This is a genomic window from Clostridium sp. ATCC 25772 (assembly GCF_001573875.1).
In the GTDB taxonomy this organism is placed as follows: Bacteria; Bacillota; Clostridia; order Clostridiales; family Clostridiaceae; genus Clostridium_J; species Clostridium_J senegalense.
This window is the reverse complement of the sequence record NZ_LFRG01000024.1, coordinates 1-25882: the sequence shown is the minus strand read 5'-3', so window position 1 is coordinate 25882 and position 25882 is coordinate 1. Positions and strand designations below refer to the sequence as shown.

Genomic DNA, 25882 nt, shown 5'->3' with positions numbered 1-25882 from the left:
AATTGTTGCTCCACTAATTATACAATTTATAATCTGTATTTTTTAATGATACAAGTAGTATCTATTGTTCTCATAAGTACATAAATTGAGTTATAAACAATTGTTTAAATATCAGAACCTTCACTCTCGTCTAGCACTAATGATTTTTTAACCATGTAGAGATGATGTTCATGAAAAAGATACTTTTCCAAATCAGACAATGAAACCCATAGTATTAGTTCTTTCTCTACCGGTAAAGTTACTTTTTTTAATAGATCACATTTATAAAATATCCCGATATTATGCTGAGACCATTTTGGATATTTTTCTGAAACCCAATGCTTTTCAGCAACACCTATAAAATCATTTACCTTAACTCGGTATCCCGTTTCTTCTAGTGCTTCTCTGCAAATTGTTTGTATTGGATCTTCACCTAGTTCAATTTTCCCTCCCACCAAATAAAGATTATTGTCTTTATCCTTTACTACTAAAAACTTTCCATCTGAATTTTGAATAATTCCGTAGGCACCTTTTCGCTTCCTATATTCAAGATTATGGTTTATTTTCCCAAAGTTTTTCATTGAAACACCATCCATTCAACTAAGTATATTACATTTTACTTTTACAATGTAACTCCTTTTAATCCATACATTAAGCTGATAATATTTACATTGTAATTAAATAAGTACTTCATTAAAAATAGATTTAGAAGCTCTTATAGATTTTTATTTGATTTTTTTGCCCTAATCTAAGAACAGACTTTATCATTTTTCTAAATAACATTTTAAATTTTTCCATCTTCATCTATATTATAATATCCACCAATATATACATTGGCTTTTATAACAATTAACAATGGAACATATTTATATAATGTACTTGGCACAAATTTATTTTTATATTCTATAGCAATTACTATTCCATCATTCATTTTATTTCTAAATATATTTAAATCCATTTTTGAGTTCATAAACCCATTCCCTTTTGTGCCTATTAACTAACCCCTAAAGCCTTGAATACAGCATCAATAGGGTCAGAATAAAATATAGGCTGAACCTTTATTAATAAATCTGGCGGAACTGTTTGAAATTCAACTACTGCTGATGCAGGGATTAGCACCTTTTTTGCACCTGCATCTACACAAACTTGTAGGCAATTTGCAAATTCTTCTACTTTCATTATTGTTCCACCATAATTCATATTACCTAATACAACCATAGATTCTTGAACTGGCTTTTCTAATGAAGCTGAACAAAGCCCTATAAACTGTGCAATGGCAAGTTCATTAGTAAGTCCAATTCCTTGTAAATCACTTATATGCATTAAGAAATCTTTAGTTTTAGTGCTTATTGATGCACTTATATTTTTGCTATTTGCAGTAAAGTACCTAAAAGCAGTATCTAAGCTTTCTTTTGCTTCCCTATCAGAACCTACCCCTGCTTTTTCAAACTTACCACTTCCAGACACAACTTGATTTTCTATTTTATATACACCTATCATTGAGGATGAATGTCCTACAGTATATATGTGTCCTGGTTTCCCTAATCCTTCTGGGATTAGTTTTCCACCACCTTGTTCAGGAACTGATACATATTCTTCTTGCATAGTTTCTGTATCTATGTAAGAGAAATTAACATCATAAAACTCCATTCCACCTATCTTCTTTAACTGCTCTTTTACTCTTCTTCTACCTATAAGAGCATACTTTAAAATTTCTTCTAATTCTTCTTTTGTAAACTCTCCATTAGGATATATCAGTTTTACTAATCCTGATACTGTTTTTCTAACAGCTATAACATCTCTTTGGTTTAAATTATTACCAAGCCTAAAGTATTTATTGATAGAATCAGTAAATGAACGCTTCCTCATTTCTCTAAAAAACTCTGATACATAATCTGCTATAAAACCATACCTATCAGTTAAAAGCTCTGGCCTCATTTTAGGAATTTCCCATCCTGGTAAATAATAGTGCATCCTATCAAAGAAAGCTGAATCATTAGCCATTTCTTCTGGGAATGGAGCAAATAAATGTGATGTCTTTATTAAAGAATCAACACTTTGATTAATATTCCCTACAAAAACCATAGATGCTGAAGCATTTTTTTCTTCTTTTCCCCTTGCAAAAGAACCTGATGCCATATAATCCTTCATTATTTGAATACCATCTTTATCTTTAAATCTTATTCCTGCTACTTCATCAAATGCAACAGTATCCCAAAGTCCAACAAGTCCAACTTTTCTTGTAGACATATTGTAAAAAAGATTAGCTACTGTACTTTGTCCTCCTGATACAAGTATACTGTTAGGTGATAGCTCTTTATATACATGTGATTTTCCTGTTCCCCTTGGTCCAAGTTCACATAAGTTATAATTATTTTCAACAAGTGGAACAAGTCTCTCAAGCATATGCCATTTCACTTCATAAGTCAATTGAGTGCTTTCCATTCCTGTAGAGCGAATTAATATGTCTATCCATTCATCTTTAGTAAAATGCTTTCTCCCTTCTAATATCTCCTCTAAATCCATATTAGGCATCTGTATTGGCTTTAAACTTGATATACTAAAAGGACTCTTTAATTTTACCTCTTCATCAAAGAAGTATTCCATCTTTAATATGCACCATATTCCCCCTTCAAGAAGCTTTTCAAATTCCTTAACATAAAAAGGTGCAATAGGAACATTCTTTAATCCTAAATTAGAAAATTCAGCCTCATAAGTATCTATCTTTTCATTTAATTTAACTGTAACCTTATCAATAATAGTATATTGACTCAGCTCTCTAATCTTAGATTTAACTTTTTCAGCTTCATCAGGTCTAACATAGTTATCAGATAAAATCTTCTTTACTCTTTCAATTCCTTCTTGTAAGCTGTCATCATCATCTGTTGCACAATACATTCCAAGTAAATATTCAAGTACATAAACAGGGACATTATATCCCTGTTTCATTGATTTTGTTAAATCTTTTCTTACAGCTCTACCTGAAAAATACTCATTAAGTTTTTTATCTAAATCTAACGATATTTCTTCATTTCCCATATATATTCTACACCTCTTTTACTTTTAAAAATCAAAATCACTTGCTATCCCTAAGCTTATTGTAAAAGGTATTTCCTCTAAAACCACTCCTGATTCTGTATCTTTGATTAGAAGATAATATTTTTTATTCTTATCGTAATTAATAGGTTTTAAAGTTAATTTAGTCTTTATAATTCTTTCTTCTGGTCTATCCTTGGTTAAATCAGCTATTATATTTTCTATATTTGATATAATGTTTTTATCATTATCAATCATATAAACTTCTAACCCAACTTGAGTTACTTCTTCACTAATTCTTTCAGTTTGGAAGAAGTTTAAGGTAAATATACTATTAGTTATTTTTCTTACTTCATTTGTAAGTTTAACTTTTACCTTTTCAGCTTTTATGCTATTTTTATAAGAGCTTCTTATATTTTTAAAAGCTACAACTGGAACAACTAATTCCTGAAGAGTTGCCCCTCCATGCACAAATTTAGCTCCTTCTCCTTGAACTTTAAATCGTATATGTGATTTAGGCATATATGAAAATACATCTTTATTTTTTAAAATGTATAACATATCTACTTTTATAAGATTATCATTTTCTGCATCTTCTTTTGATATAAAACTTCTTCTATTTCTATCAATAAAAGATATATTTTCTTTTGAAATCTTATCACTTTCCTCTAAATCACTTCTTTGATATATAAAACCATGGTCTGATGTTATCAATACATTTATACCACCAAGCCAATCAGTTATCTTATGAACTAAATCCATTATCTCATCAACTGCTTTTTGCACTGCTTCGAAAGTATATATTTCTGTAGCTCCTTTATCAGCAGTAGCATCAATTGTGTCATGATAAAAATAGACAAGTTTATGTCCTTTTAATTCTTCTATAAATTCAGTTTTGTTCTTTGGTAGTTTTTGAAAATCTACTGCTATACTATTATCAAAAGTATTATTAAGTATTTTATTTCTATTTTCTAAACCACTACTATCAATATTATCTACAAATACTCTTCCATCCTCTTTTAATTCAATTTCCTTATGAGGAAGAAGAGATGCCATTCCAAGTTTTGTTATGGATGGAATAGTAGAAAGATTACTATAAATATGAGTAGAATTAATAACTTTTTCATTTAACTTTTCTGCAATTTCTACTCCAACTTCATATCTTAATGCATCTGAAACAATAACAAATACTCTGTCTCCTTTTGAAAGCATAGGATTCACATATGTTTTATAGAACTCTCTTTGATTAATAATACCAGGTATAGACCACTCTTTTCTCATACCTTCATTTATAGAAGATGTCCAATTGGTACCCATTGCAGTCAAATACCAATTTACATATAGGTTTTCAGCTAAATTTTTTAGTCTATTTATTACATTACTTTCTGGTTGCAAATCATAAAAATAATAGAACTTTCTATAATAAGTATCCATTTTATAATATTCATTTGCATACTCTTTGAACAACTTATCATTACTTTTAGGTACTATGCCTAAATTATAAGTCTTGTAAAATCTATACATCTCTACTACATTTAATAACGCTTCATAAATTCCTTTATAATTCTTATAGAAATGTTTTGTTCTTCTACCTTTTATCAATTCAATAAATATCTCATAGTCCTCTATCTTATTCTCTAAAGAACTTACTATATACTTAATTATTGCCCTATCAAAGACTTTTAGTATATCTACCCCTTTATAATCATCTATATCTAATTCTTCAATAATATCAGCTATCTTGGTTTCTTCTTCATACATTTCTGATAGCTCATCATACTTTTCATAATCTACTCTATGATTTTGGAAGTGGTCTACAAAAATAATACAATTAGGCTTATTCTTTCCAATAAAATCACTTATTCTACTTAACTTATCTTCATTTATGAAGCTACATAAAGCAGTAGATATTAAGTATATAAACAATTTCTTTAATGATTTTTCTTTAGCTTCATACCCATATCTAAGCGAAACATATTTCCAAAATGCCTTATCTATATTGTATTTTTCAAAAGCTATATAAAATTTATTTTCACTCTCTATCAATGATTCTATAAGCACCGCTTTTAAAACTTCTTCAAAATCCATACTCTTAGAATTGCTTAAAGCTCCTAAAATAGATAGTTCCAACTGCTCCTGATTGCCTATTTTTTCTACATATTTACTAAACTTTTTTCTTCTTTCAACTGCATTAAAAAACTCTTTATAAGCTATAAATTCTTTTCTAATAAAAACATCTATATTAAGATCCTTCATTATGAGTGAAGATTTATCTGCATAAAATTGCGAAGAATAAAGCATAGTATCAAGCATCCAATTATCTCTATCATCTGTAATCTTTATAGTATTATATATTAGAAAATTAGATTCTGTATCCTCCTCTTCTAACAAATACTTAGTATAAAAATTATTCTTATCTTCCAATCTATGAACTCTAACGCCTTCAATATTTATTTCATCTATTATATCTTCAAATTCTTTTTCATAATCATTCCAAAAAACTATTTTTCTCTTTTCATAAGACTTTAGTGGTTCATTAAACTCTTCTTTTAAAGCATCTATAATATCAATATTAGCCATTTTTTACGCTCCTTTTTACTAATACACAAAAATAATCCCTGTTATAATTATAACCTTTATAACAGGGATTATATATATACTCTTTACAAGAAACTTTAAAATTTTTTATGTCTCTTATTTAATGATATATACTCATTTATTACATTATTATGTTATATTTTGCTTAACAATCCCTTAAATTTTTCATAGTTTACTTTTACCCCATCATCTAAATCCATTTCTATTTGCATATCTGCCATATGATGTAAAACTTCATCATATTTCTTTAACTCATCTATTTGTTTATCAATAGCTGTAAGCTTTTTCTTAGCATCATTCTTTTCTTTAGTGCTATAATCGCCATCTATTACATCTGATAAAGATTTTCTCTCTGTATCAAGTCTATCTTGAAGCTCATGTAAATAATCTGTTCTTATTCTTGATAAAGTTGTTTTATCATATCTATGCATATAAATTAAACAATTAAAAGCTTTTTGTTTTCCTGATGTAAATAACCAATATATAGGTCTCTTTTTATATGTTTGAACATGGTCTTTAAAGAAATCATTAAGGAAATATCTTCTTATAGTATCTTTTGCTGTTTCATTACTCTTCTTACCAAGTGTTTCAGCAATAAAATTAAGATTTTCTGACAAACTTTCTTCTCCAAAAGTAACTTTAACGAACTCTACAAATTTAGCTACTATATCATCTTCAAAATAACTATCTGAAAGTATTGGTATAATATTATCCTCATCAGCTTTAAATGTTTTATATTTTAAATAATCAAACTCTCCTCCAGCATAAACAAGACCTTCTTGGTCTAATGAATATCTACCAAGCATACAGCCAACTCCATAAGATATAAAAGATTTAATATCTCTTTCTCTATCAGCTCTTCTTAAAGTAACATCTTTATCTTCGACCTCTGGATTCATTTCATCTTGAAGTCCATATATGTCTATAAAAATTTTATTTATTTTTTCTTCATTTTGCTTTAGTTGATAAAATTGCTTTTCAGCAAATTCACACCAATTATTAAAAACTTTTTCAATTTTATTATCATCTCTGTGTTTTAATAATATATGTTTTTTAAAATCCCATGAAGATTCAAAAGAATCCCAATCTTGTTTTGATAAATCAATCATTTTTAATATTATATTATTAAATCTTTCATTATTATAAATATTTTCATAATTATATAATGGAAGTCTTACTACATCAGCTATTTGAAGATTAATTGTTGGATTTAGTATCTTTAACATATGCTGAGCAGGTTTTGAATTTAAGCATCCTAATATAAATAATCTCTTATCATCATCTGCAAAAACTCCTGGTCCACCTGAATCATATAAGCACCCTTCCGGAATCCATCTCATACTAAATGGTCCACTTGTTATATACGAAAAACCAACTGATGGCCTAAAGTAATAACTCATATTAACAATTGTTCTTGTATATGATTTATTAATAGTTTTTGCAAATTCGATAACATCCTCTCCATTATTGTACCAGTTAATTAAATACTCCATATATCCATACCATTTTCTGTATCCCCCTCCTTTGCTATATGGAAACCATTTGCATTTAGATTTGTAAGCCTCCTTATCATTTTTAGCATATCTATAAAACTTTTCAAAAGATACTTCTGGCCAATATCTAAGAAATCTATCATTATCAGATGTTGTCATTCCCCTCTTAACTTCTGAAAATTCACCCAATGGCAACCCTTTTTTAAATGCTTCTAATATTTTTTTACTTGCCCAATAAGCAATTGGATTACCTGGAATAAAGAAATACTCGTTTGTCCTTGTAGTATATCTGTATGATACATCTTCATTTTTAATTGCTTCAAGAGTTTTTACTGGTTGTATATCACTTCCTTTAAACTCAGATAACCTAATATACTCTCCAGATACATCAATATTACAATTTCTCATTGTAAATGTACAAATAGGTACTGTAGCTTCTTCAAAAGCAGAGTATTCAAGCTGGATTAAGCTTGTTATACTTTTATTTTTAATAATTAGCTCTCTTAATTTTTCATATGTAGATATAAACATCCAAACAAATGGTGTCATGAATCCTAATTGACCGGATTTTGATACTTTCATAAATGCATACTCCATAAATCCTGAAAATAAATCTGCTTTAGTTTGTGAATAGTTTATTTTCATAAAGTCTATTAAAGTAGAATTCATGTATTTATTCCCCATATACGGTGGGTTAGTTACTAAAACATCGTATATTTTAATCATTATGTTAGATTGCTTTATTAATTTTTCTAACAACTCATCTACTTGTTTATTCTTTGAAGCCTGATACTCTATTTTTTCTACTGGATTATTTAATATATAATTCCATCTCTGTTCTAAAAACACTCCATCAAACTCTTCTACTTTTATAAGTGAACCATATATTTTAGCATTTTTAAATTGCCCTATAAAGGCTTTTACTTTATCATAATTCTCTCCTGAAGCTTCCCCTGCTATATACTCTATATCCATATCATTTAAATTGTTAGTTTCTTGTATAGATGCTATATTAATCTTTATTTTTTCTCTTTCTATACTTCTAAGAAGTCTATTATTATACTTCATTCCTTTCATAATAACAGCAAAACAAGCAAGTTGGTAAGCTCTATCATCTATATCAAGCCCATAAAGGTTATTTTCTATGATAAGCCTTGGTATTTCTCTATTCATATATCCACATTTTTCATATATTTGATATAGTACATCAAACATATAAACTAATATATGGCCTGAACCACAAGCAGGGTCAAAACATTTAATATCCTCTACCTTTAGTTCTTTATTTATATAAGACGCTAACTTTTTTTCAAAATCTGCTTCCGGATTAGGATTTTTAAGATAGAATTCCCATTCTTTCTTTAATTCATTATGCTCTGGATGAGATTCAACCCAATACCTTCCCAATGAGTTTTGAACCATATATCTAACTATCCAATCAGGTGTAAATAACTGAGTAGCAAATGGTATCTCTTCTTTTTTATATTTATTTTTAGCCTTTATAACTCTATCTTTTTCCTCTGAATTATAATACTGATAAAGCCACCCTATAATCTCTACCTCTTCCCAATCACTTTCTGGTATGAGATTAGTGTCTGTAAGTCTTCTAATAAAAGCACCTTCATTTAAAAGACCATCTGGGAGCAATAACTCAGTATAGTGTCCTATCTTTTCAAACATAAATGGAAGAATTATATTTAAAGAATTACATTGAACTATTATCATATACTTAAACAATGCTTCCATATCATTATTTAATTTCATTTCATATATCTTTTGCTTATCTACTTTTAGGTCTACATTACTTGCTTCTTTTATTAAGTCAGGCTCAACACTTCCTGGCGTGATAGATGATAAAGGCCTAACCCTTGTAGGCATATAATTATTTACTTCCATAAATCTTAACGCTGTAAATCTATTGAACCAAGTATAAGCAACTTCTTCAATTACACTACTATATCCATCCTCACCTTTTTCATTTATATCTTCTATTTTTTTTATAAGCTTTTCTCTTTGTAATTTTTCCTCTTTGCTAAGCGGCCTTCCATTAATAACAATAGAATCACTACTCACTATTTTTGAATTTTTTATACTATCTTTTTCTATACCATATTGACGAGCCTTAACTTTTATTTTATCTATTAACTCATTTCTTGCTTCTACTGCAAAACTTTTCAGTGTATTTTTATCCATATCTTAATCCTCCATATCAAGGAAATAGGAGATAAAATTTGTATCTCCTATCTGCTTTTTACTCAATCTCTATTTCTTTATCTTCTTTTATTATTGATGTAAGTCTGTTTTTAAGCTCTCTTATATACACTTCAATATCAGATTCTGTTTTTAAGGATTTAATATCTACCAATTTAGAAACCGCTACTTTTTCAACCTTTTTAGGTTTTATTTCTGGTGTTTTAATCTCTTCTTTAGTTTCTTTTACTATATTTTTCTTTGCTTCTTCCTCTAACTTCTTCTTATATGCTAATATTTCATTATCTATTTGTCTCTCGAAATATTCTCTTTTATTTAAACTTATAGTTATAGAAGCATCTAATCTATAAATGTCTTTATAATTTTCTATGTCATCAAGTTGCTTATCATAAAACATTTTTATAGTTTCTGATAGATTAGTTCCAACTCCATATTGATTTGACTTTAATAAGCAATAATCATAATCATTTTTTATTTTTTCTTTAGCTGTTCCTTTTTTATTTTCAATTATTAAATTAAATCCTTTTTCTATATTAGAAGATATATCTAATATGTTTCTTATCTTTTTATATGGTATTGGGTCATTTAATATTTCGTTTAACTTAGCAACTTCATCTAATAAGTCTTTTTCTAAATAATCTTTATTATCTTCACATTTTTTAGCAATATCTAATCCTTTATCAAATATCTCTTTTTGACTTTGGAAGAAATCTATTGGATATACTAAATCCTCTACCCAATCAAGTAGTTCATCTTCTTTATTTTTTATTTCTGTAAAAAATCCTAAATTATCTCTATGCTCAGTAATTTCTTTGAATATATTAAGACCTTTTTGAAATAAGCTCTTTCCTGGATATTTTTTACCTTCATACTTATTTAAATGTGAATTAATTTCTTCTACCTTTTTACTTATTTTTTCTTTGATTGCTATTACTATAGAATCTTCGTCATCTGGTAAACTAATGCTTCCAAATACATCTAAACATATAGTTTTCACTCTTCTAATAAGAGCTTCATCTACTTTTATTTTTTTGTTAATTATAACTTTGTCAAAATTTGCTGTTTTTGTTAACGTATCTACTACTTTATTTGATTTTTCAGGGTCTAAAAATTCGCCATTAAATATAATATTGATGTTTTGTTTCTTTAAAAGCTTTGAGACTATACCTGCAATATCTATTTCGTTCCATCCATATGGAGCATCGCTAAATCTGTTTAAAATTATTTTCATCCTTACTTGTTGATGGTTTTCTTCTTGAAAACAAATAAAGTCAAAAATTTCTTTCTCTGCTAAAGCATTATCATATTCTTCCACTGCATTAAATCCTAATTGTTCTGTATTATTGATAAGTAAAGCCCTTATCTCAGCTTCATCTGATATATTAACACTTATATATCCTAATTTATTAAATACACTATTTGTTAAAAGATTAAATCCTGCGCTTATTTTCTCTCTTGGTGAATTTCCTTTTATATGTGCTTTTTCACCATTTACATAATAATTACCTTGAACAAGTGCTTTTTCTAATAAATCTTTAACTCTGCTTTTTCTTAGTCTCATTTCACCTTGCTTAATTGTAATTATTGCCTGTTTATTCTCTGGAAGTGTACTTACATTTTTCTTTTTAATATATGATTCTATCTTTAAAGCTTCTCTTAGTTCCTCTATAATTTCATTTTCATCTGAAAGTTTAATCACCATTTCTTTATCAGTAAAAGACTTTAACATAAGTTCTTCATCACTTTTATAAAAACTATCGCATAATGATGTCAATATGTTTATGCTTAATTTGCCTGTTTGAGTTCCAATTCCTATATCATCTAATTTCTTATTAAATGCAAAGGAATAATTTTTTGAATACTTATATTTAGGGTCATCATATATACCACTGAATATATCTTTTATAATCTCTTTTCTTAAAGTTTCATCTTCTATTGTTTCGCCTTCAATTTCCCTATTAACATCTTGCTCATCATCTGTTAAGAATATATAATTATCCCCATTTTTTTGTATAAGGGTTTGTGACTGAAGCTTTCTTAAGCACTTTTTTAAATCTTCTTTCAGCTGTAGTTTATCTTCATCTACATTGCTTAACATTAATGTAGCTATATTTTCTAAATTTGAAGGTATCTCATCGCTTAAATATTTAATCATGAATAATAACTTTAACACTTGTATATTCATTGGATTATCTTCAAGTTCTGGATTCTTTGATGCTCTTTCTATAACTCTTGAAATCGAAGGATTTAAAAACTCTTCAATTGTATTGTAGAAAGCATGAAAAGGTACTAATATACCATCTTTTTCATCTGCATATTTTAAAACTGATTCTTTAAATGCAGAAATCATTGACCTTTCTCCCTCTGATAAGTGCTTACCTGAGCTACCATGTTTTCTTACTTGTTCAAATACACTTTGAAGTATCTTAAATTGATATGGTATGAAAGGATATACTTCTATAAACTCCTTTTCATCTTCATAACTTAAAAGGTCTTTTCTTGCATTTTCAAAATTTATTAAATTCTTTAACATAGCATTTTTTTCTCTATATAAATCTTTTAATAATAATATAGCATCTTCATCTTTTTCCAGAATACGCTTCTTTATAACCTCGTCAACAGAAATAGATGACATACTAAGTCTTGTGTCAAATCTTCCTTGTATTTTTGAAAAGTCATTTCCTTTTACTTTTATAAGAGAATCTATACTTTCTTGTGATGTAACCATTATCCAAACTTTACCTTTGCAGTATGTCCCTAAATCCTCTGCTACTGTTTGAAGGTTTAACATTAAATCTTTATTATCACCTATATACTGACCAATTTCGTCTACAAGAAATATTAAATGAAAGTTTTTACCTCTACTATCTATGTATTCTCTAACTTGTTTTGCAAACTTTTCAATACTTATTTCATAATTGTTTACACCATCTCTTACATATTCATTTGCACTTTCTAACGAAATATTTAAAACATTTGATATAGCTTGTGCAACATAATCTTTATCTAAAAGAAAAGCGTTTCTTCTTTGTATCCACTCTTTTCCTCTTATATTCATAAATTCTGTTTTAAACTGCTCATAAACACCATCTTTAATTAATTGTTCTTCCATATAAGCAACACCTGGAATTTCACTGCAAAGATTTCTATGTTCATTAAATACCTTAACAAAAATTCTAAGTATAGCATCTTCTTTATTTTTATTATTAATAGGATTCTTCGAATCTATATTAAATAAAATAGCTTCAGTATCAATTTTTGATATTCTTTCCATTTCAGCAAAAAGCATTTCATCTTTGACTTTATCCTTAAAAAATTCAATAGGTTTTTTACCATGTATGCTTTCATTATCTAATAAATATGATAATATTTTTAGAAAATGTGATTTACCACTTCCAAAGAATCCTGAAATCCAAACTCCCATTTCATCAGTTGTTCCATTTATACCTTTACTATAGTTTTCATAAAACTTATTTAAATGTTTTGCTACCTCTTTAGTTACTACATACTCATCTAATTCCTGATATATCTTCTTTGTATCTGTTTCTGATGCTTTAATAACTCCACTAATTTCACGAGTAATATCTTTTTCAAACATATTTCTTATAAGCATTTTCTTTCCCCCTTCTTTCATCTATACCAATGGAAACGCCCTATAATAGTTTTCATCTTTAAATTTTTTAAATAGTTTTAAATCTTGCCCACTATATTCTCCTGGATAAAACATAACTAATGGTTTCTTTTTTAAATATTGTTGTAAGTTGTTGAGAATATTATGAGAACGCATAAATGGATATACTTTTCCTATTCCAGTTAAAAATATTATATCAGAGCCTTCAGACATTTCTTGTATCATCTTGCAATAAACATCAGAATTTACAAAAGTAGCAACAGCTTCTAATATATATTCTTTTCCCTCTCTGGTTTCAAGGTCAATTATTTGCTGAAAATCACCTTCTTGCTTTAAAAAGCCTACTAACATTTTATACAAATCAAATTCTATTATTTTTCTATTAGAATTTGATTTATTGAACTCTTTTATTATATATTTGATATATTCTCTAACCATTAACTCTTCTTTAGGTTCATAATCAAAAACATAATATCCTATTTCATTTCCAAGACCTTTTCCCTTTATAAAGTTCTCAGAATTTAATTCATTTATTATTTGTTCAAGCCTATATCCTAATGACATTTTTTCCAAGTAATTCACCTCTATTCTATATACTCTCCCATTGCCTTTATATATGATTTTTCACCTATACTGATTAAATAATCTTTAACCTCTACAGGTATCAATAATCTATTTATTTTTCCTGTTTTAATATCTTCTATCATACCTGCTTCTGATAAAATTTTAAAAATCACTTGTTTTAACTTAGCAATAGTTTGCTCACTCCATCCTGATACTAAATCACTCTGCTCAGCCTTTGCTGTGAAAAATATATTAATATCTTTTTTTTCTATAAAACCATAATTATATTCTATTTTTTCTCTTATAACCTCATCCATAAATTCAAAAAACAATCTATCATTTTTCATTATAGTATATAGATTTATAATAACTCCATATCCAAGAGGGTCTTCAAGTAACATATTAAGTAAATTATCATCTATTGAGTTCACTCTTTTGATTAAAGGACTTAATCTTCTGCTTATACTTGATTTAAATTTATATTGAAATAAATTTTCTTCTAACACTCTTTTCCTTATTTCTTTATCTGAAAAGCCTTCTTTTTTTAACTTGGCTACTACTTTAAATTCATATAATAAAAATGATTCTCCTGTTAATTTAGCACTATACTCCATATTTTCGTTCATAATATTCACTTCCTTATCTCATATATTCTAACATATTTTTTAATTAAATAAGAGTTGTATTAATATTGAGCATTTAAGTTAATAAGTCATTTTAATGACTTTGGTATTTTAAGTAATTCTTTTTTGCAACAAATATTTTATCATTTCTTTTTCAATATAATATTAAATAAATTCTTCTTAATTTAAGAGTTAAAAACTTAGAAAAGTATATTTATTATGGCATTTACACTATACTTATTGATTCTGAAACTAGAATGTATGCAATAGATAAACAGCCTTAAGAAGATCTAAATACGATAGCGAAGCTAAATCTGGAAAAGGTACTCGTCTTGGTTTTTATAAAGGTTATAAACTATATTATATTGCAACTGTAACTGTAACTGATATTATAGTACCTTTAATCTTTGATTTGACTACTGCTAATATTTATGATAATTAAGTTAAAAATTTACTTTATGAAGCTAAAATTTATAATCCATTCTTAATACTTGCAGATACAGCATACGACTCAACATCATGGTTCGAAATAACTAATAAATTAGATTTAAACTTGTTAACAGATATAAATATGCGTGAATCTAAAGATATTCAATCATTTAATGATGTTAGATACAGCAATGCCTTGTTTTTATAGTCTCCTATAGGAACAAAATTATATAAAAATAGATTGAAAATAGAACAATTATTTTCTGTATTAAAAGGATTATATAATTTGGAAAGCCCAAGACTGTATGGGCGTGACCGATACAAACGTCATATAAAATGAGTTTTATTAACTTACTCAGTAGACGAATTTAATAAAAAACAGCAAGGAATAACAACTAGAAAATATCCTTGGAATATATAATTCTCAATAATATTTTCTTAAATATTAATTTGTAAAAATTAGTTATTCAACAACCTAATAATATATAAAAAGTGATAAAAAATATAGAAAAAAAGTCTCTTCTTTGTTATGGTTAATTTGCAATAAAAACTCAACAAAGAAGAGACTTATATGTATATTTTATTAGAAAAATCACTAAATTTCACTAGGAAAATTAAAATAAATTTTGAATATGGAGATTTAACCTCAGATGCTGGTCTTATATTATACAAAGAATTTGATGAAAGGATTGGTTTTAGTAAAACTATTCAGGAAAATTTTTATGTTAAAGATAGTTCAGCAAATGCTATGATTCATAAAAATGAAGATATTACTATTCAAAGAATATACAAAGAATTGCGGGATATACAACTGATGATAATGTTGATGAATTAAGGTTCGGTGCCACATTTACCAATATGCTAGAAAAAAAGGCACTGGCCCCTCATCCTACTATGTCAAGGTTTAATAATAGAGTCTCTGCCGAAACATTAAAGAGTTCCCAACATATAAATGAGTTGTTGCAAGATAAAAATTACACTATTAAAATACCTGAACATATCATTTTTGATATAGATTCTACAAATTTTCAAGCATATGGTGATTAGTATGACTCAGATTATAATTCTCACTATGCCTCTAATGGAATCACCCATTGCTTATGTTTAATAGACTAACTGTTATTTAATTTAAGCGGAGTTTAGGTGTATTATATCACAAAAATATAAAAAAGAATAAATGTATACACTTTCACATATTAATACATTTATTCTTTAAATTAATTACATCTTAATTTCTTTTTCTGCTTTAATATACTCTGTTAATCTCCTAATACAATATAATGGTAGCGGTAATGATGCGTGACTATCATAAGAAATATTCATCCCCCTTAAATCTTGGGTTAACTTAGAAATAAAATCTTTTTCTTCTTCATTTTCTGTCCCCTGAATATTAATTTCATATAATGAAGGTCTCTTTAAAGGTTTATTAGGAATACTACACTTAGTTGCATTTTTTATAACAGTGTCTGTTTCAATTCTTCTTCCAACTAAATAGTATGTTGAATTACAACTTTTAAATATTCCTGAATTTTTATTTATATTATATTTTTTATCATAAATAAAATATTCTGGTATTTCATCACTATTGTTTATTCTAATAAGTCTTAAATATTCCTTATTGGGTATTCTTAACAATTCTAAATTAAGAAAATTATCATTCTTAGCAAATTTCCATAATCCGTTACGTAAATTACAGTCTACAAATACATATACCATTTGTTTATTTTCTAATATTTCCGATAAATTTTCTTGAATCCATTCATCAATTTCCTGCATTACTTCTTTTTGTTTACCACTTATACTAGATTTATTAATAAAATTATTATTTATAGAAAAAATATATTCTTCTATACTCATCCACTTATTTACACCAAAAACATTTATGTAAATTTGACCCTTTATAATTTTGCTCATAGCAACAATTTTTTCTCTACTACCACCATATATTTTTGAAATACCTATCAGTATGTCCTCTTGTTTTATATTTTTTTCTTTGTATATCATACTTTCAATAAATCCTGCTGCTGATAATAAATCTTTTACAGAATTAATTATAATATCTATTAAAACTTCATCTAACTTACATGAATAATTTATAAATTGAGTTAACACTTTTCTATTTTTAAAAGCTGATCTTATAAGTTGTTTTGAATCTCTATCCTTGTAATTTTCATCCTCATGGTAGTTAGGAATATCAATAAATGCTAATCTCAAAACTTCTTTTTCTCCATCACCTATTACATCTTCTAACTCCTTCATTCGCTGAACCCTGTTTTCATTTTCATATAACTCTCTAGTAAATTCATTAGATATTAAAGTAAAATCAATTTCATATCCATCTGAAGATTTATAAATATTTTCTTCTATATGATCTAATCTCAGTAAGAGAGCCATAATAGATATAACCTTACTATATAACTCGCAATCAGCTGTAGCAATGTATACTAAAATTTTTTTAAATTTTTTATTAAATAAATAAGGCTCTTTATTTATTGGTTTTTGCTCATTTAAATATTTATGACAATTATAAAGTTCCAATTCTTCTTTAGTAACCTTATAAAATTTATTAGATTTATATTTACTTAAAAATGTTATAGGATCTCTTAAATTTAAACTAGGTAACTTTTCTTTTAATAAATAAAGCATTTCATTTCTTTCTGGCAATCCTGCTCCTAATTGTGTTTTAAAACTTTTTTTATTTTTGTTAATTACAAGAGCTATGCATTCTTGTTTTTCATCATTAAATTTATCTGTTTGGGCTAGTATATCCTTCAAGTCTATATCCATTAATCTTATATATAACATATCTGCTGTTTCTTCAATATTATACAAATTCTCTTTGCTTCGCTTTAAACTAACTTTATTAAATAATATATCTTTATCAAAATAATATTCATTCTCTTTGTATATATAAATAGATGTTGCCTCTGTGCCTTTAATAAAGGTTTGATTTCCTTTTATTAAAGGTCTATAATCCCATATTCTTACATGTAGGTAAAAATTTAAGGTTAATCCTACATTTTCTATAGTTTTTTTCAAACTAGCAGTAATATAATATGAAAATGGAGTATATATCTTCCTATTAAGTTTTATAGGCATTGTCATCATTGTTGTCTCATTTTCCCCAATTACTCTATTAAATTTCAATTCTTTTTCTAAGCTATTAAATTTAAAAGAATTCTGAGCTAATTTATATATATAATATTCAGGTATCAGTCTATACTTAATTGAAGTTTCTTCTTTTATTATAGATTTAAGAGAAATTTCTTCATTAAAATACCATCTTTCTGAAAATGTTTCATCTAGTTCTATTCCCATTCTTAATTTGTATTCTTCTTTTAACCATTCTGCAACTTTACACTTTAGAAGATTTAAATCAAATTCTTCTATTGAATAAAACCAAATTCCATTATTTTTATTTATATCATATAAACTATTATTGGAAAAAATTATTTTATCAAACAAGCTTATGGCTACTTTAAATATTGTTCTATAAGCCACACTACATTTTTTATCTGATGACAACTTTCTAATAACATTTTCTACACTATTAGGTAACTTAAAAACTTTCAAATTTATATCATCTACACTTTTATCATCTATAATAAAAGAAAACAATTGCAAATCTTTCATTTAATTATTCCTCCCACCTATTTTCACAATAAAATTCTTCATTTATTTCATATATTGATTTTTCTAAAGCCATATAAAAATTATTGTATAAAGCATTTATAACCTTATCATTTTTATATTTTGACAATATATCATACCAACTATGGAATATGCTATTACTAACACTAACCTCCTCTCCTAAAACAATTGCATTACAAAATGCTGCATCACAAAAATATACGTTACAACTATTGCCATTTCTTTGCATTCTACCAATTGCTTGTTTTATTGGAATTAACATAAACCAAGCCATTATTTCTCTTTCCCTTGGTTTTAATTTTTTCCAATAACTAATTTCAACAATTTTATTAAACTCAATAAAGCATTCTTTTCTAAAGTTTTTTATTCTTTCTGAGTAGTTATTATAATTCAATACCATTGACTCTTTTATTTCATTAACATAATGATGTAACATTTGTATATAAGATGAAAAATCTCCTGGAACCATATATGGTCTTATAAGAAAAAACATACTTCCAAAATAAGAATCGCCTACATTATTTAAAATATTATATCCTCTTGATATTATTGTGAGTGGTGCTACACATATATCAGCATTATTAGTTATTTCTTCAAATATTTCTAATGAATCTTTAGTCATAGAATTTAGAGTTTCATCCATCTTATCTGATAAAATTTTATAATTTAATTTATTGAATCTAAGTATTTCTCCAACTACTTGGCAATCACTATAGCTATTTACTATAATTAAAACCTTTCTACCATTAAGATTTTGTAATTCATATTTGATTTCTTTTATTATTTTCTTAGATATTTTTATTAAATTTTCTTCTCTTTTTTCATCTCTTGATATTCCTGAAACTCTTAAATATTCTTTCTCACTAACTTTAGGCAAAAATTTCATGTTAATTTTCCCCTCTGGTTTTCCATATAATAATATATCAGGTCTTTTCTTTAAATTATAATGAGCAGATCCTGGTGAATAACTAGTTCCTGATAAACATATAACTGCTGGTCCCTCTAATCCTATTTCTTCCTTAGAATAAGCCCAATTTTCTAATAAACTTCTACCTACTCCATCATACCTAATAATATCTATAGTTATTCCTTTGGTATAAGCTATTTTATATCCGTAAATAATTCCTAAACATGGTTCTGTAACTAAATGACTTAATCCTCTATTTAAAGTATTAAATCCTTCAACATATTTAACTTCGTTATCTGCTAAAAATTTCATATAAGGATATTCATTACTTATAATTTTTAATAAATAATCTACTTGTACTAAAAATATTAAGAAACCTATCTGCTCAATAAACCTCTCTTCATCTCGTTTTCTTCCTTTATCTGTATCTGGTATTTTTACTTTAAATCTTTTCATTATATTTTTTATATTATTTTTCAATTCTTCTTCTGGATACTTATGTTCTGCTAAATGTATAGCTTCAATTTTATTGTATAACTCATTTAGTTCATGAGTTATTATATTTTCTGAAATATTAAATGCATCCGTAAACTTTACATATTCATATAAAAACTCTATAAACTTATTATTTATTTCTTCTTTTTCTAGAACACCTTTTATACTTTTAAATAACTCTATAGGTGTGAACATTTTATTCATCGCATAACTTTTTATTTTTTGATACTTCGCCATTACTCTTCCAGTAGTAGTTAATACAGATTCTAATTTAGTAACATTTTTTATATATTTATATTTATTTAATCTATCTAAAGCTTTACCATCTTCTTTAAGTTTATTTTTTAAAAGTATAAATTCCTCTAATATACTATTTTCTCCATAGTTTAATTTTACAGTTGGCATAAGCTGGCCATCTAATATACTTTGTACTCCGTCTGCTTCGTCTACTATAATCATATCTAATAAATCATAAAACATTTCATATATACTTCTATCAAATTTATCTATAAATTTAGGAATTGAAGCCTTTATTAAGCTATGTGGAGTAGTTACTATAACTTGAGCATCTTTTAACCTACGAATTCTTTCCATATGTCCACACATATTAGAATATGGACAACATACTTTTTCATTATTTTCATACAACTTATTACAAGGAAAATTTATATTTTCTTCAAAATCATTAGCAACAGCTTTAATTATACAGTTGCCTGATAAAATTTTTATAATGTCATCATTTTCAACTTCATCTCCTTCTCCTTCTTTTATCTTGGAATAATAATTTATAAGATGTTTCATTTCTGTTGTTGAGCCAATAATGGGAACTGCATTTATTCCTAATTCCTTAAGCGTTTTAACTGTGCTTATAACATTGCTAACTGAATCTTCAATAACACCTATTTTAAGATTACATTCTTTAACTCCCCAAAATATTTGAGCATATTTATAAGTTGATTTTCCTGCTCCTAAAGCTCCTACTATATGTATTAATCCTTTAATCTGTATTTTTTTACTATTATTTAATATATCAAGTTTAATTGGAGGTCTATCTTTAAAATTTTCTCCCATCATTTTCAAAATATTATTCCAATCAAATTCTTTATCTATATTTATATGTTTCTTATATCTATATTCTTCAAAAGGTTCTATATTGTTTTTTCCTGTTTCGTATACTATTGCTTTAAATTTTTTTCTACTATTAATGCTTTGTTTTGCTTCTGAACTAATATATTCTACTTCTTCTTCTCCAAATATAATCTCTCTTTCCTTTAAAGAATTTAATTCTTTAAGATAATTATCATATTGTTGTTCTCTATTATTTTCATAATTTGCAACTATTCTAACTAAATAACCAGCTTTATTTATATCAAATATCCTCAATTGTTTTGGAACTTCTAAATATAAATTTTTAATATTTCTCCATTTTGTTTGACTACTAAATGCATGGTTGTTTTTTCTAAGTTTAAATATATATTCAACTATTTCGTTATCTTCACTTTCTATCTTAAAATCGTAAAAATATTTAGTATACACACTCCATCCTTCATCTACCATTAATTCATTTTTTATTAAACTTAATATATACAATCTTATTTCAAATTCTATAAACTCTTTTATTGATATGTTATCTATATTATATTTCTTAAATAGATTTTTAAAATTTGTAATCAAATTATTCATAAACTTCTCCTAATAATTCCTTAATTTTGCTTACTAAATGCTTTTCTTGAATTACTTTAAGCTTAATATCCTCATTTGAAAACAAGTCCTTAAGTTCTCCTATATAATTCTTATTCTCTTTAATTTTATATAACTTAACTCTATGATTAGGAATAACTAAAAAAGTTGTTTCTGAATTATTATATCTAAATTTATTTATATCTGAATTTTTTTTCATATTATTTAATAATTTTAAAGGAGATACTTGGTCCTTAACATCTAAATTTATAACTTTAGAACCATTAGAAACTCTTATATCAAATTTATCTATCTCTGGATATAATATTGTTTCATATTTTTTAAACTTATTTTTTATAGTGCTATAAATTCGTTCTTCCCCTATACTCGGTAATAATATATATCTATATATACCCGAATGAAGTTTTATCATTTTATTGCTAAACTCTTTTTCAACCATATTTAAATTAAAAGATTTTATATAATAGTTGCATATATTACTGCATTCTCCACTACTGTCATTTGCAAAATCTACTGGCTTACCACATATGGAACATGTATACATGAAGCCCCTTAATTCATTAGCCTTTTCATACATGTTTTTTAAATATGTAATTAATCTAGCTGGAAATCTATTCATAATATAAGAATCGAACTCATTTCTTTCTATGATATAATTTTTACATATAAAGCTTCTTACTTCCCTATAGATGTCATCCCAATATTGAAAGTCTTCTTTACTCCCATTTCTACATATCATCAATATTTCATACATAATTTTTTGAACTTTTTCTTCATCATTTTTTTCATTAGTTATACTTAATATATCTTCATTAAATTCTCCTATGTAATTTATAAAAGGTTTGTCATTTAAATTTTCACTAATATAATAATTTATAGGTTTATTTTTTATAAAATAAATAAAATCTGATATGTTAGTAGGAAAATTACCTAATCCTTTGCTTATCATATTTTTAGTTAATAATTGAATTGCTTTATTAAATCTGTTTATCTTTTTTTCTAAATCTATTTCTTCAAAAGTATCTTTAATTGCATAAACTAAAGTAATATTTTCTCCAGTCATAATAACCTCCATATATAAAATTTTCACTTATATTATATCCATTTAGTTTTCAATAATTAATATAACTATAATTTTAGAAACAAAAAAACACCTTTTTCTAGGTGTTTTTGTATAAATTATTAATTTCCTCAAGTTCTTTAATTATTTTTTCTCTTAAATATATAGGTTCTAAAACTTCTATATCTTTTCCTTGCTTTAAAATCCATCTTAATAACCCTTTATTTATACCAACTTTTCGTACCAAAATAAATTTATTTTCATATTCTAAATCTTTTCTTATGCTAGATTTTATCCCAAACTTTTCTACAACAGAATTTAACAAGCTTTTATCTACCCTTAACTTAATTGTATCAATATTCTCACATGTAAACATATCAAAATTAAGTATACTATACATTTCCATAGGTATCTTTTCATTATTTGAATGGCATTCCTTTAATTCTATGTTACAAATTCTATCAACCCTATAATGTTTTTTTACATTGTCTTCTAAAGCAATTAAATAATATCTATCCTGATCATAATAAATTTCTTTAGGAATACCTTTATAAATTTTGTCTTTTAGAACAAATTTTTTGTTTTCATTATATTTGCCATATCTAAATGTTATCTTCTTACTTTCATTTATAGAATCATGCAGTAAATTAAGATTTTCTATAATATTTACCTTATCACTAACACATTCATTAGATTTTACTATACTTTTTAATTTTTTTACATCCCTTTCTGATATGATATTACCAAACTTTGATATTATATTAGACTTTTGTCTTAAAGTTAAAAATTTATTTGCTGACATTGAGTCTACTAGCAATCTAATCTCTGAAAAATCAAATTCTCTTCTACATAATCTATAAAGTGCAGTATTATGTCTTCCATTAGTTTTCTGTATATCATAATTTAAAGATATTAAAGTTTCTATATCTTTAAATATAGTATTTCTAGTTATTTTACTCATATTATAATATTTTTCTAAGAATCTCTGTATATCTTTTATAGTTATACTATCTTCTTCATTTGTTTTTCTTTTTAATATATCTAATACTGCTATTATTCTTAATCTATCCATAAAAATCACCTTAAAAATAAACTATCAATCTAAAAATTCTTTAAAATCTTTATAAAAACTATAACATAACTTCCTAATTTATACCAATTTTGTTCTAAAGGGATATGTTTCATTATAATATATCCCTTAATTGAAGCCTTACATTTTAGATAATAAAAATTATAGCAACTTCTTTTCCTTTAGAATTCAACTACCACCCGCTTAAATCAGGTGTTTTGTAATTGTTGCTGAAGCAGCTTAAAATGATTTATCTTTCTTCTGTAACTCATCTATTTCTTGAGTTTCTATATATTCAATTCTAATTTCATCTGTCACATTACCACTACTTTCTACAAAATATCCTCCTGTCAGTATTTCTATTTCATTATTTTTACATACTTGTATTATCAGTTCTTGTTTCCTTTCTCCTATTTGCCCACCTAAAACCTTTTTTCTATACTTTTTTCCACCCTTTAAATAGTTTTACTTACCTACTAGTTAATTAAAATATCGGATCTATATAATTCTTGAATTGCAATTCATCTCCAATTAGTTTTTGAAATTTTCTTATAAATTCTTCTTCATCATTAGTATAGTTTACTTTGTATGTATTTCCACTAATTTGGAATTCAATCCTTTCTATGTAAGGCTCAAACTTCCTGTTATACGATGCTTTATATGTTACTTCAAACTCTGACTGTTCTAAAACGTAAAAAATAATAATAATGTTATATAATACCTCTTCATTAAATACATCTAAAATTTCACATTTTATATCAACATCATTATAATCATAACAACCTTGATAAGAACTTATTAGGTCAATAGCCAGCAGATATTCTTCTCCTTCTACATAATCTTCATCAAAAAATAATTCTTCAACTGATTCTTTATTGGTTGCTAAATATTCAGAAATTTCATCACTATTTTCTTCTATAAAATTGATTGTATCATCTAAAACGTCTTCTACACATTTTAGATCACGAAATTCTTTTATCAACTGGACTTGTACTTTATATTTTAATTCCTGTTTTTTACGCATTTCTTGTAACTTACTACATTCCTGCAATTTTATAATTGACATTTTATTATGAGTTGCATTTGTAATTTGATCAATCATCTCTATCTTTAATGTAGAATCCTGAAAATCTTTATGATCATTTGTTAAAAATATCAACTGTGAATCCACATGAAGCGATAATTTAATTATTTCATTCCATATAAATTGATCATTATATCTATCTTCTGGTTTCTTTTTATCTTTCTTACCCCACCAATTTTTATCAGTATTATCACAAAACGATATTATTTTTTTCTTTTCTTCTTTTGATAAAGTATATTCATTTCTTAAATTAACTTCTATAAATTTTTTTATCCGAGAATAATTCTCATACAGTTTATCTTTATCCCTATAGTAATTAATTTTTTGCGCCAAACTACCATTACTATCTCTAAATTCAATTAATACTATATTTATATCTTGTAATAAATTATCCGCCTTCGGTAAATTGTAATATTCAAGAAGTTTATTTATAATTATTGTTGTATCATAAATAAACTTGTCGAATCTTTGCCTATACAATATTTTATTTAAAAATAGTTGGTTATTATTCTTTTGATTTAGTAACTCTTCTTTCTTCATCAAGAATTCATTTAATTCTTTACTTTCTATGTTGTATTTTTTTCGTATGTCCATCAAGTTATCAAATATTTTTTTTAGATAATTATTTTTAAACTCATTTTCTTTACCTTCTAATAATAAATTGCAGTCATAATTTTTTTTTGCTTTCTCATATCCTTTATTGTATATCTTTATTTCCTGAAAAAACTCTTCACGTACTGTCATTGGAATAAAAGTTTTTCCTTCTATATACCTTAAAAATTCATCTAATACATTCTTCTCTTCGCTCAACAAATCAATTAATATATTGGTATCTAATATAACCATTTCTTGCTTCATACAACACCACCCTACTTATAATTACATTTCATCAAAAATACACCATTGAACATTATATCACTTTTTTTACAATTCATTCTATTAATTCAGAGAAGTTTTGCATCTGATTTCCATCTATAATTTGAAGGACTGGAAGTCCACAAGCCGTTAGTCTGGATTTTTAAGTATAACTCTCCCTTTACCCCATAATATATACTGAAGTTATTTCCAACGCCTTTCAGCAATATTTAATTTAAATACTTTATCAAGTTGTATCTAAAAAATATCCATTTTTACTTTTATACATATATAAATGATACTATAAGAATGATTCTTTCCATAGTTAGTTGAATTTAGACTTACTTTAATATATTATTGTAGATATTCTATATTTTGAAAGTAGGTTTTATGATGGATAAATTTATTAAACTTTTAGATTATTAATGTCAATATTTTTTTGTATGATTGTGCCAATATTCTTATGTACAGTTTTGCTAATTAGTTTTATTAGATA

Annotated in this window: 14 protein-coding genes; 1 reads left to right on the top strand and 13 read right to left on the bottom strand. The window is 25.9% G+C overall.

What is annotated here, in order from left to right; translation table 11 throughout:
• Positions 1 to 104: 104 nt before the first annotated feature.
• From AZI32_RS10305 to AZI32_RS10270, 8 genes are all read right to left on the bottom strand, one after another.
• Positions 105 to 560 (bottom strand): NUDIX domain-containing protein, encoded by a 456-nt coding sequence (locus AZI32_RS10305; RefSeq protein ID WP_061995755.1) that lies wholly within the window; start codon positions 558 to 560, stop codon positions 105 to 107.
• A 203-nt stretch (positions 561 to 763) separates the two neighbouring features.
• Positions 764 to 949, bottom strand: coding sequence for a hypothetical protein (locus AZI32_RS10300; RefSeq protein ID WP_061995754.1), 186 nt, complete (start codon positions 947 to 949; stop codon positions 764 to 766).
• Positions 950 to 972: 23 nt separating this feature from the next.
• Positions 973 to 3018 (bottom strand): protease Lon-related BREX system protein BrxL, encoded by a 2046-nt coding sequence (gene brxL, locus AZI32_RS10295; protein WP_061995753.1) that lies wholly within the window; start codon positions 3016 to 3018, stop codon positions 973 to 975.
• A gap of 24 nt (positions 3019 to 3042) precedes the next feature.
• Positions 3043 to 5595, bottom strand: a complete 2553-nt coding sequence (gene pglZ, locus AZI32_RS10290; protein WP_061995752.1) for a BREX-1 system phosphatase PglZ type A — start codon at positions 5593 to 5595, stop codon at positions 3043 to 3045.
• 152 nt (positions 5596 to 5747) lie between these two features.
• The gene (gene pglX / locus AZI32_RS10285; protein WP_061995751.1) at positions 5748 to 9299 is read right to left on the bottom strand and encodes a BREX-1 system adenine-specific DNA-methyltransferase PglX; all 3552 of its coding nucleotides are present in this window, start codon (positions 9297 to 9299) and stop codon (positions 5748 to 5750) included.
• Between the two features lie 58 nt (positions 9300 to 9357).
• Positions 9358 to 12930 carry a BREX system P-loop protein BrxC gene (gene brxC / locus AZI32_RS10280; protein ID WP_061995750.1) on the bottom strand — a complete coding sequence of 1191 codons (3573 nt, stop codon included), beginning with the start codon at positions 12928 to 12930 and terminating at the stop codon, positions 9358 to 9360.
• A 21-nt stretch (positions 12931 to 12951) separates the two neighbouring features.
• On the bottom strand, positions 12952 to 13512 hold the full coding sequence (locus AZI32_RS10275; protein WP_061995785.1) for a DUF1788 domain-containing protein: 561 nt from the start codon (positions 13510 to 13512) through the stop codon (positions 12952 to 12954).
• 20 nt (positions 13513 to 13532) lie between these two features.
• The gene (locus AZI32_RS10270) at positions 13533 to 14138 is read right to left on the bottom strand and encodes a DUF1819 family protein (protein WP_061995749.1); all 606 of its coding nucleotides are present in this window, start codon (positions 14136 to 14138) and stop codon (positions 13533 to 13535) included.
• A gap of 997 nt (positions 14139 to 15135) precedes the next feature.
• Between AZI32_RS10270 and AZI32_RS10265 the strand changes: the two genes are divergently transcribed.
• On the top strand, positions 15136 to 15399 hold the full coding sequence (locus tag AZI32_RS10265) for a transposase (RefSeq protein ID WP_061995748.1): 264 nt from the start codon (positions 15136 to 15138) through the stop codon (positions 15397 to 15399).
• A gap of 386 nt (positions 15400 to 15785) precedes the next feature.
• Here the strand turns inward: AZI32_RS10265 and AZI32_RS10255 are convergent, their stop codons facing one another.
• The 5 genes from AZI32_RS10255 to AZI32_RS10235 form a co-directional block, all read right to left on the bottom strand.
• The gene (locus AZI32_RS10255) at positions 15786 to 18197 is read right to left on the bottom strand and encodes a DUF3962 domain-containing protein (protein ID WP_061995746.1); all 2412 of its coding nucleotides are present in this window, start codon (positions 18195 to 18197) and stop codon (positions 15786 to 15788) included.
• A 4-nt stretch (positions 18198 to 18201) separates the two neighbouring features.
• Positions 18202 to 21300 (bottom strand): hypothetical protein, encoded by a 3099-nt coding sequence (locus tag AZI32_RS10250; protein ID WP_061995745.1) that lies wholly within the window; start codon positions 21298 to 21300, stop codon positions 18202 to 18204.
• Positions 21293 to 22381 carry a hypothetical protein gene (locus AZI32_RS10245; RefSeq protein WP_061995744.1) on the bottom strand — a complete coding sequence of 363 codons (1089 nt, stop codon included), beginning with the start codon at positions 22379 to 22381 and terminating at the stop codon, positions 21293 to 21295. Before AZI32_RS10245 ends, AZI32_RS10250 begins: the two co-directional genes overlap by 8 nt.
• A 97-nt stretch (positions 22382 to 22478) precedes the next feature.
• Positions 22479 to 23450 carry a WYL domain-containing protein gene (locus AZI32_RS10240; protein WP_061995743.1) on the bottom strand — a complete coding sequence of 324 codons (972 nt, stop codon included), beginning with the start codon at positions 23448 to 23450 and terminating at the stop codon, positions 22479 to 22481.
• A 481-nt stretch (positions 23451 to 23931) separates the two neighbouring features.
• Positions 23932 to 25389, bottom strand: a complete 1458-nt coding sequence (locus AZI32_RS10235; RefSeq protein ID WP_061995742.1) for a hypothetical protein — start codon at positions 25387 to 25389, stop codon at positions 23932 to 23934.
• Positions 25390 to 25882 lie beyond the last annotated feature (493 nt).

Excerpts from the sequence above, each read along its gene's own strand:
- AZI32_RS10240 (WP_061995743.1), bottom strand. The coding sequence starts at position 23,450 with ATGGATAGATTAAGAATAATAGCAGTATTAGATATATTAAAAAGAAAA.
- AZI32_RS10270 (WP_061995749.1), bottom strand. The coding sequence starts at position 14,138 with ATGAACGAAAATATGGAGTATAGTGCTAAATTAACAGGAGAATCATTT.
- AZI32_RS10245 (WP_061995744.1), bottom strand. The coding sequence starts at position 22,381 with ATGACTGGAGAAAATATTACTTTAGTTTATGCAATTAAAGATACTTTT.
- AZI32_RS10305 (WP_061995755.1), bottom strand. The coding sequence starts at position 560 with ATGAAAAACTTTGGGAAAATAAACCATAATCTTGAATATAGGAAGCGA.
- pglZ (WP_061995752.1), bottom strand. The coding sequence starts at position 5,595 with ATGGCTAATATTGATATTATAGATGCTTTAAAAGAAGAGTTTAATGAA.
- AZI32_RS10235 (WP_061995742.1), bottom strand. The coding sequence starts at position 25,389 with ATGAAGCAAGAAATGGTTATATTAGATACCAATATATTAATTGATTTG.
- AZI32_RS10255 (WP_061995746.1), bottom strand. The coding sequence starts at position 18,197 with ATGAAAGATTTGCAATTGTTTTCTTTTATTATAGATGATAAAAGTGTA.
- pglX (WP_061995751.1), bottom strand. The coding sequence starts at position 9,299 with ATGGATAAAAATACACTGAAAAGTTTTGCAGTAGAAGCAAGAAATGAG.
- AZI32_RS10250 (WP_061995745.1), bottom strand. The coding sequence starts at position 21,300 with ATGAATAATTTGATTACAAATTTTAAAAATCTATTTAAGAAATATAAT.
- brxL (WP_061995753.1), bottom strand. The coding sequence starts at position 3,018 with ATGGGAAATGAAGAAATATCGTTAGATTTAGATAAAAAACTTAATGAG.
- AZI32_RS10275 (WP_061995785.1), bottom strand. The coding sequence starts at position 13,512 with ATGTCATTAGGATATAGGCTTGAACAAATAATAAATGAATTAAATTCT.
- AZI32_RS10300 (WP_061995754.1), bottom strand. The coding sequence starts at position 949 with ATGAACTCAAAAATGGATTTAAATATATTTAGAAATAAAATGAATGAT.
- AZI32_RS10265 (WP_061995748.1), top strand. The coding sequence starts at position 15,136 with ATGTATATTTTATTAGAAAAATCACTAAATTTCACTAGGAAAATTAAA.
- brxC (WP_061995750.1), bottom strand. The coding sequence starts at position 12,930 with ATGCTTATAAGAAATATGTTTGAAAAAGATATTACTCGTGAAATTAGT.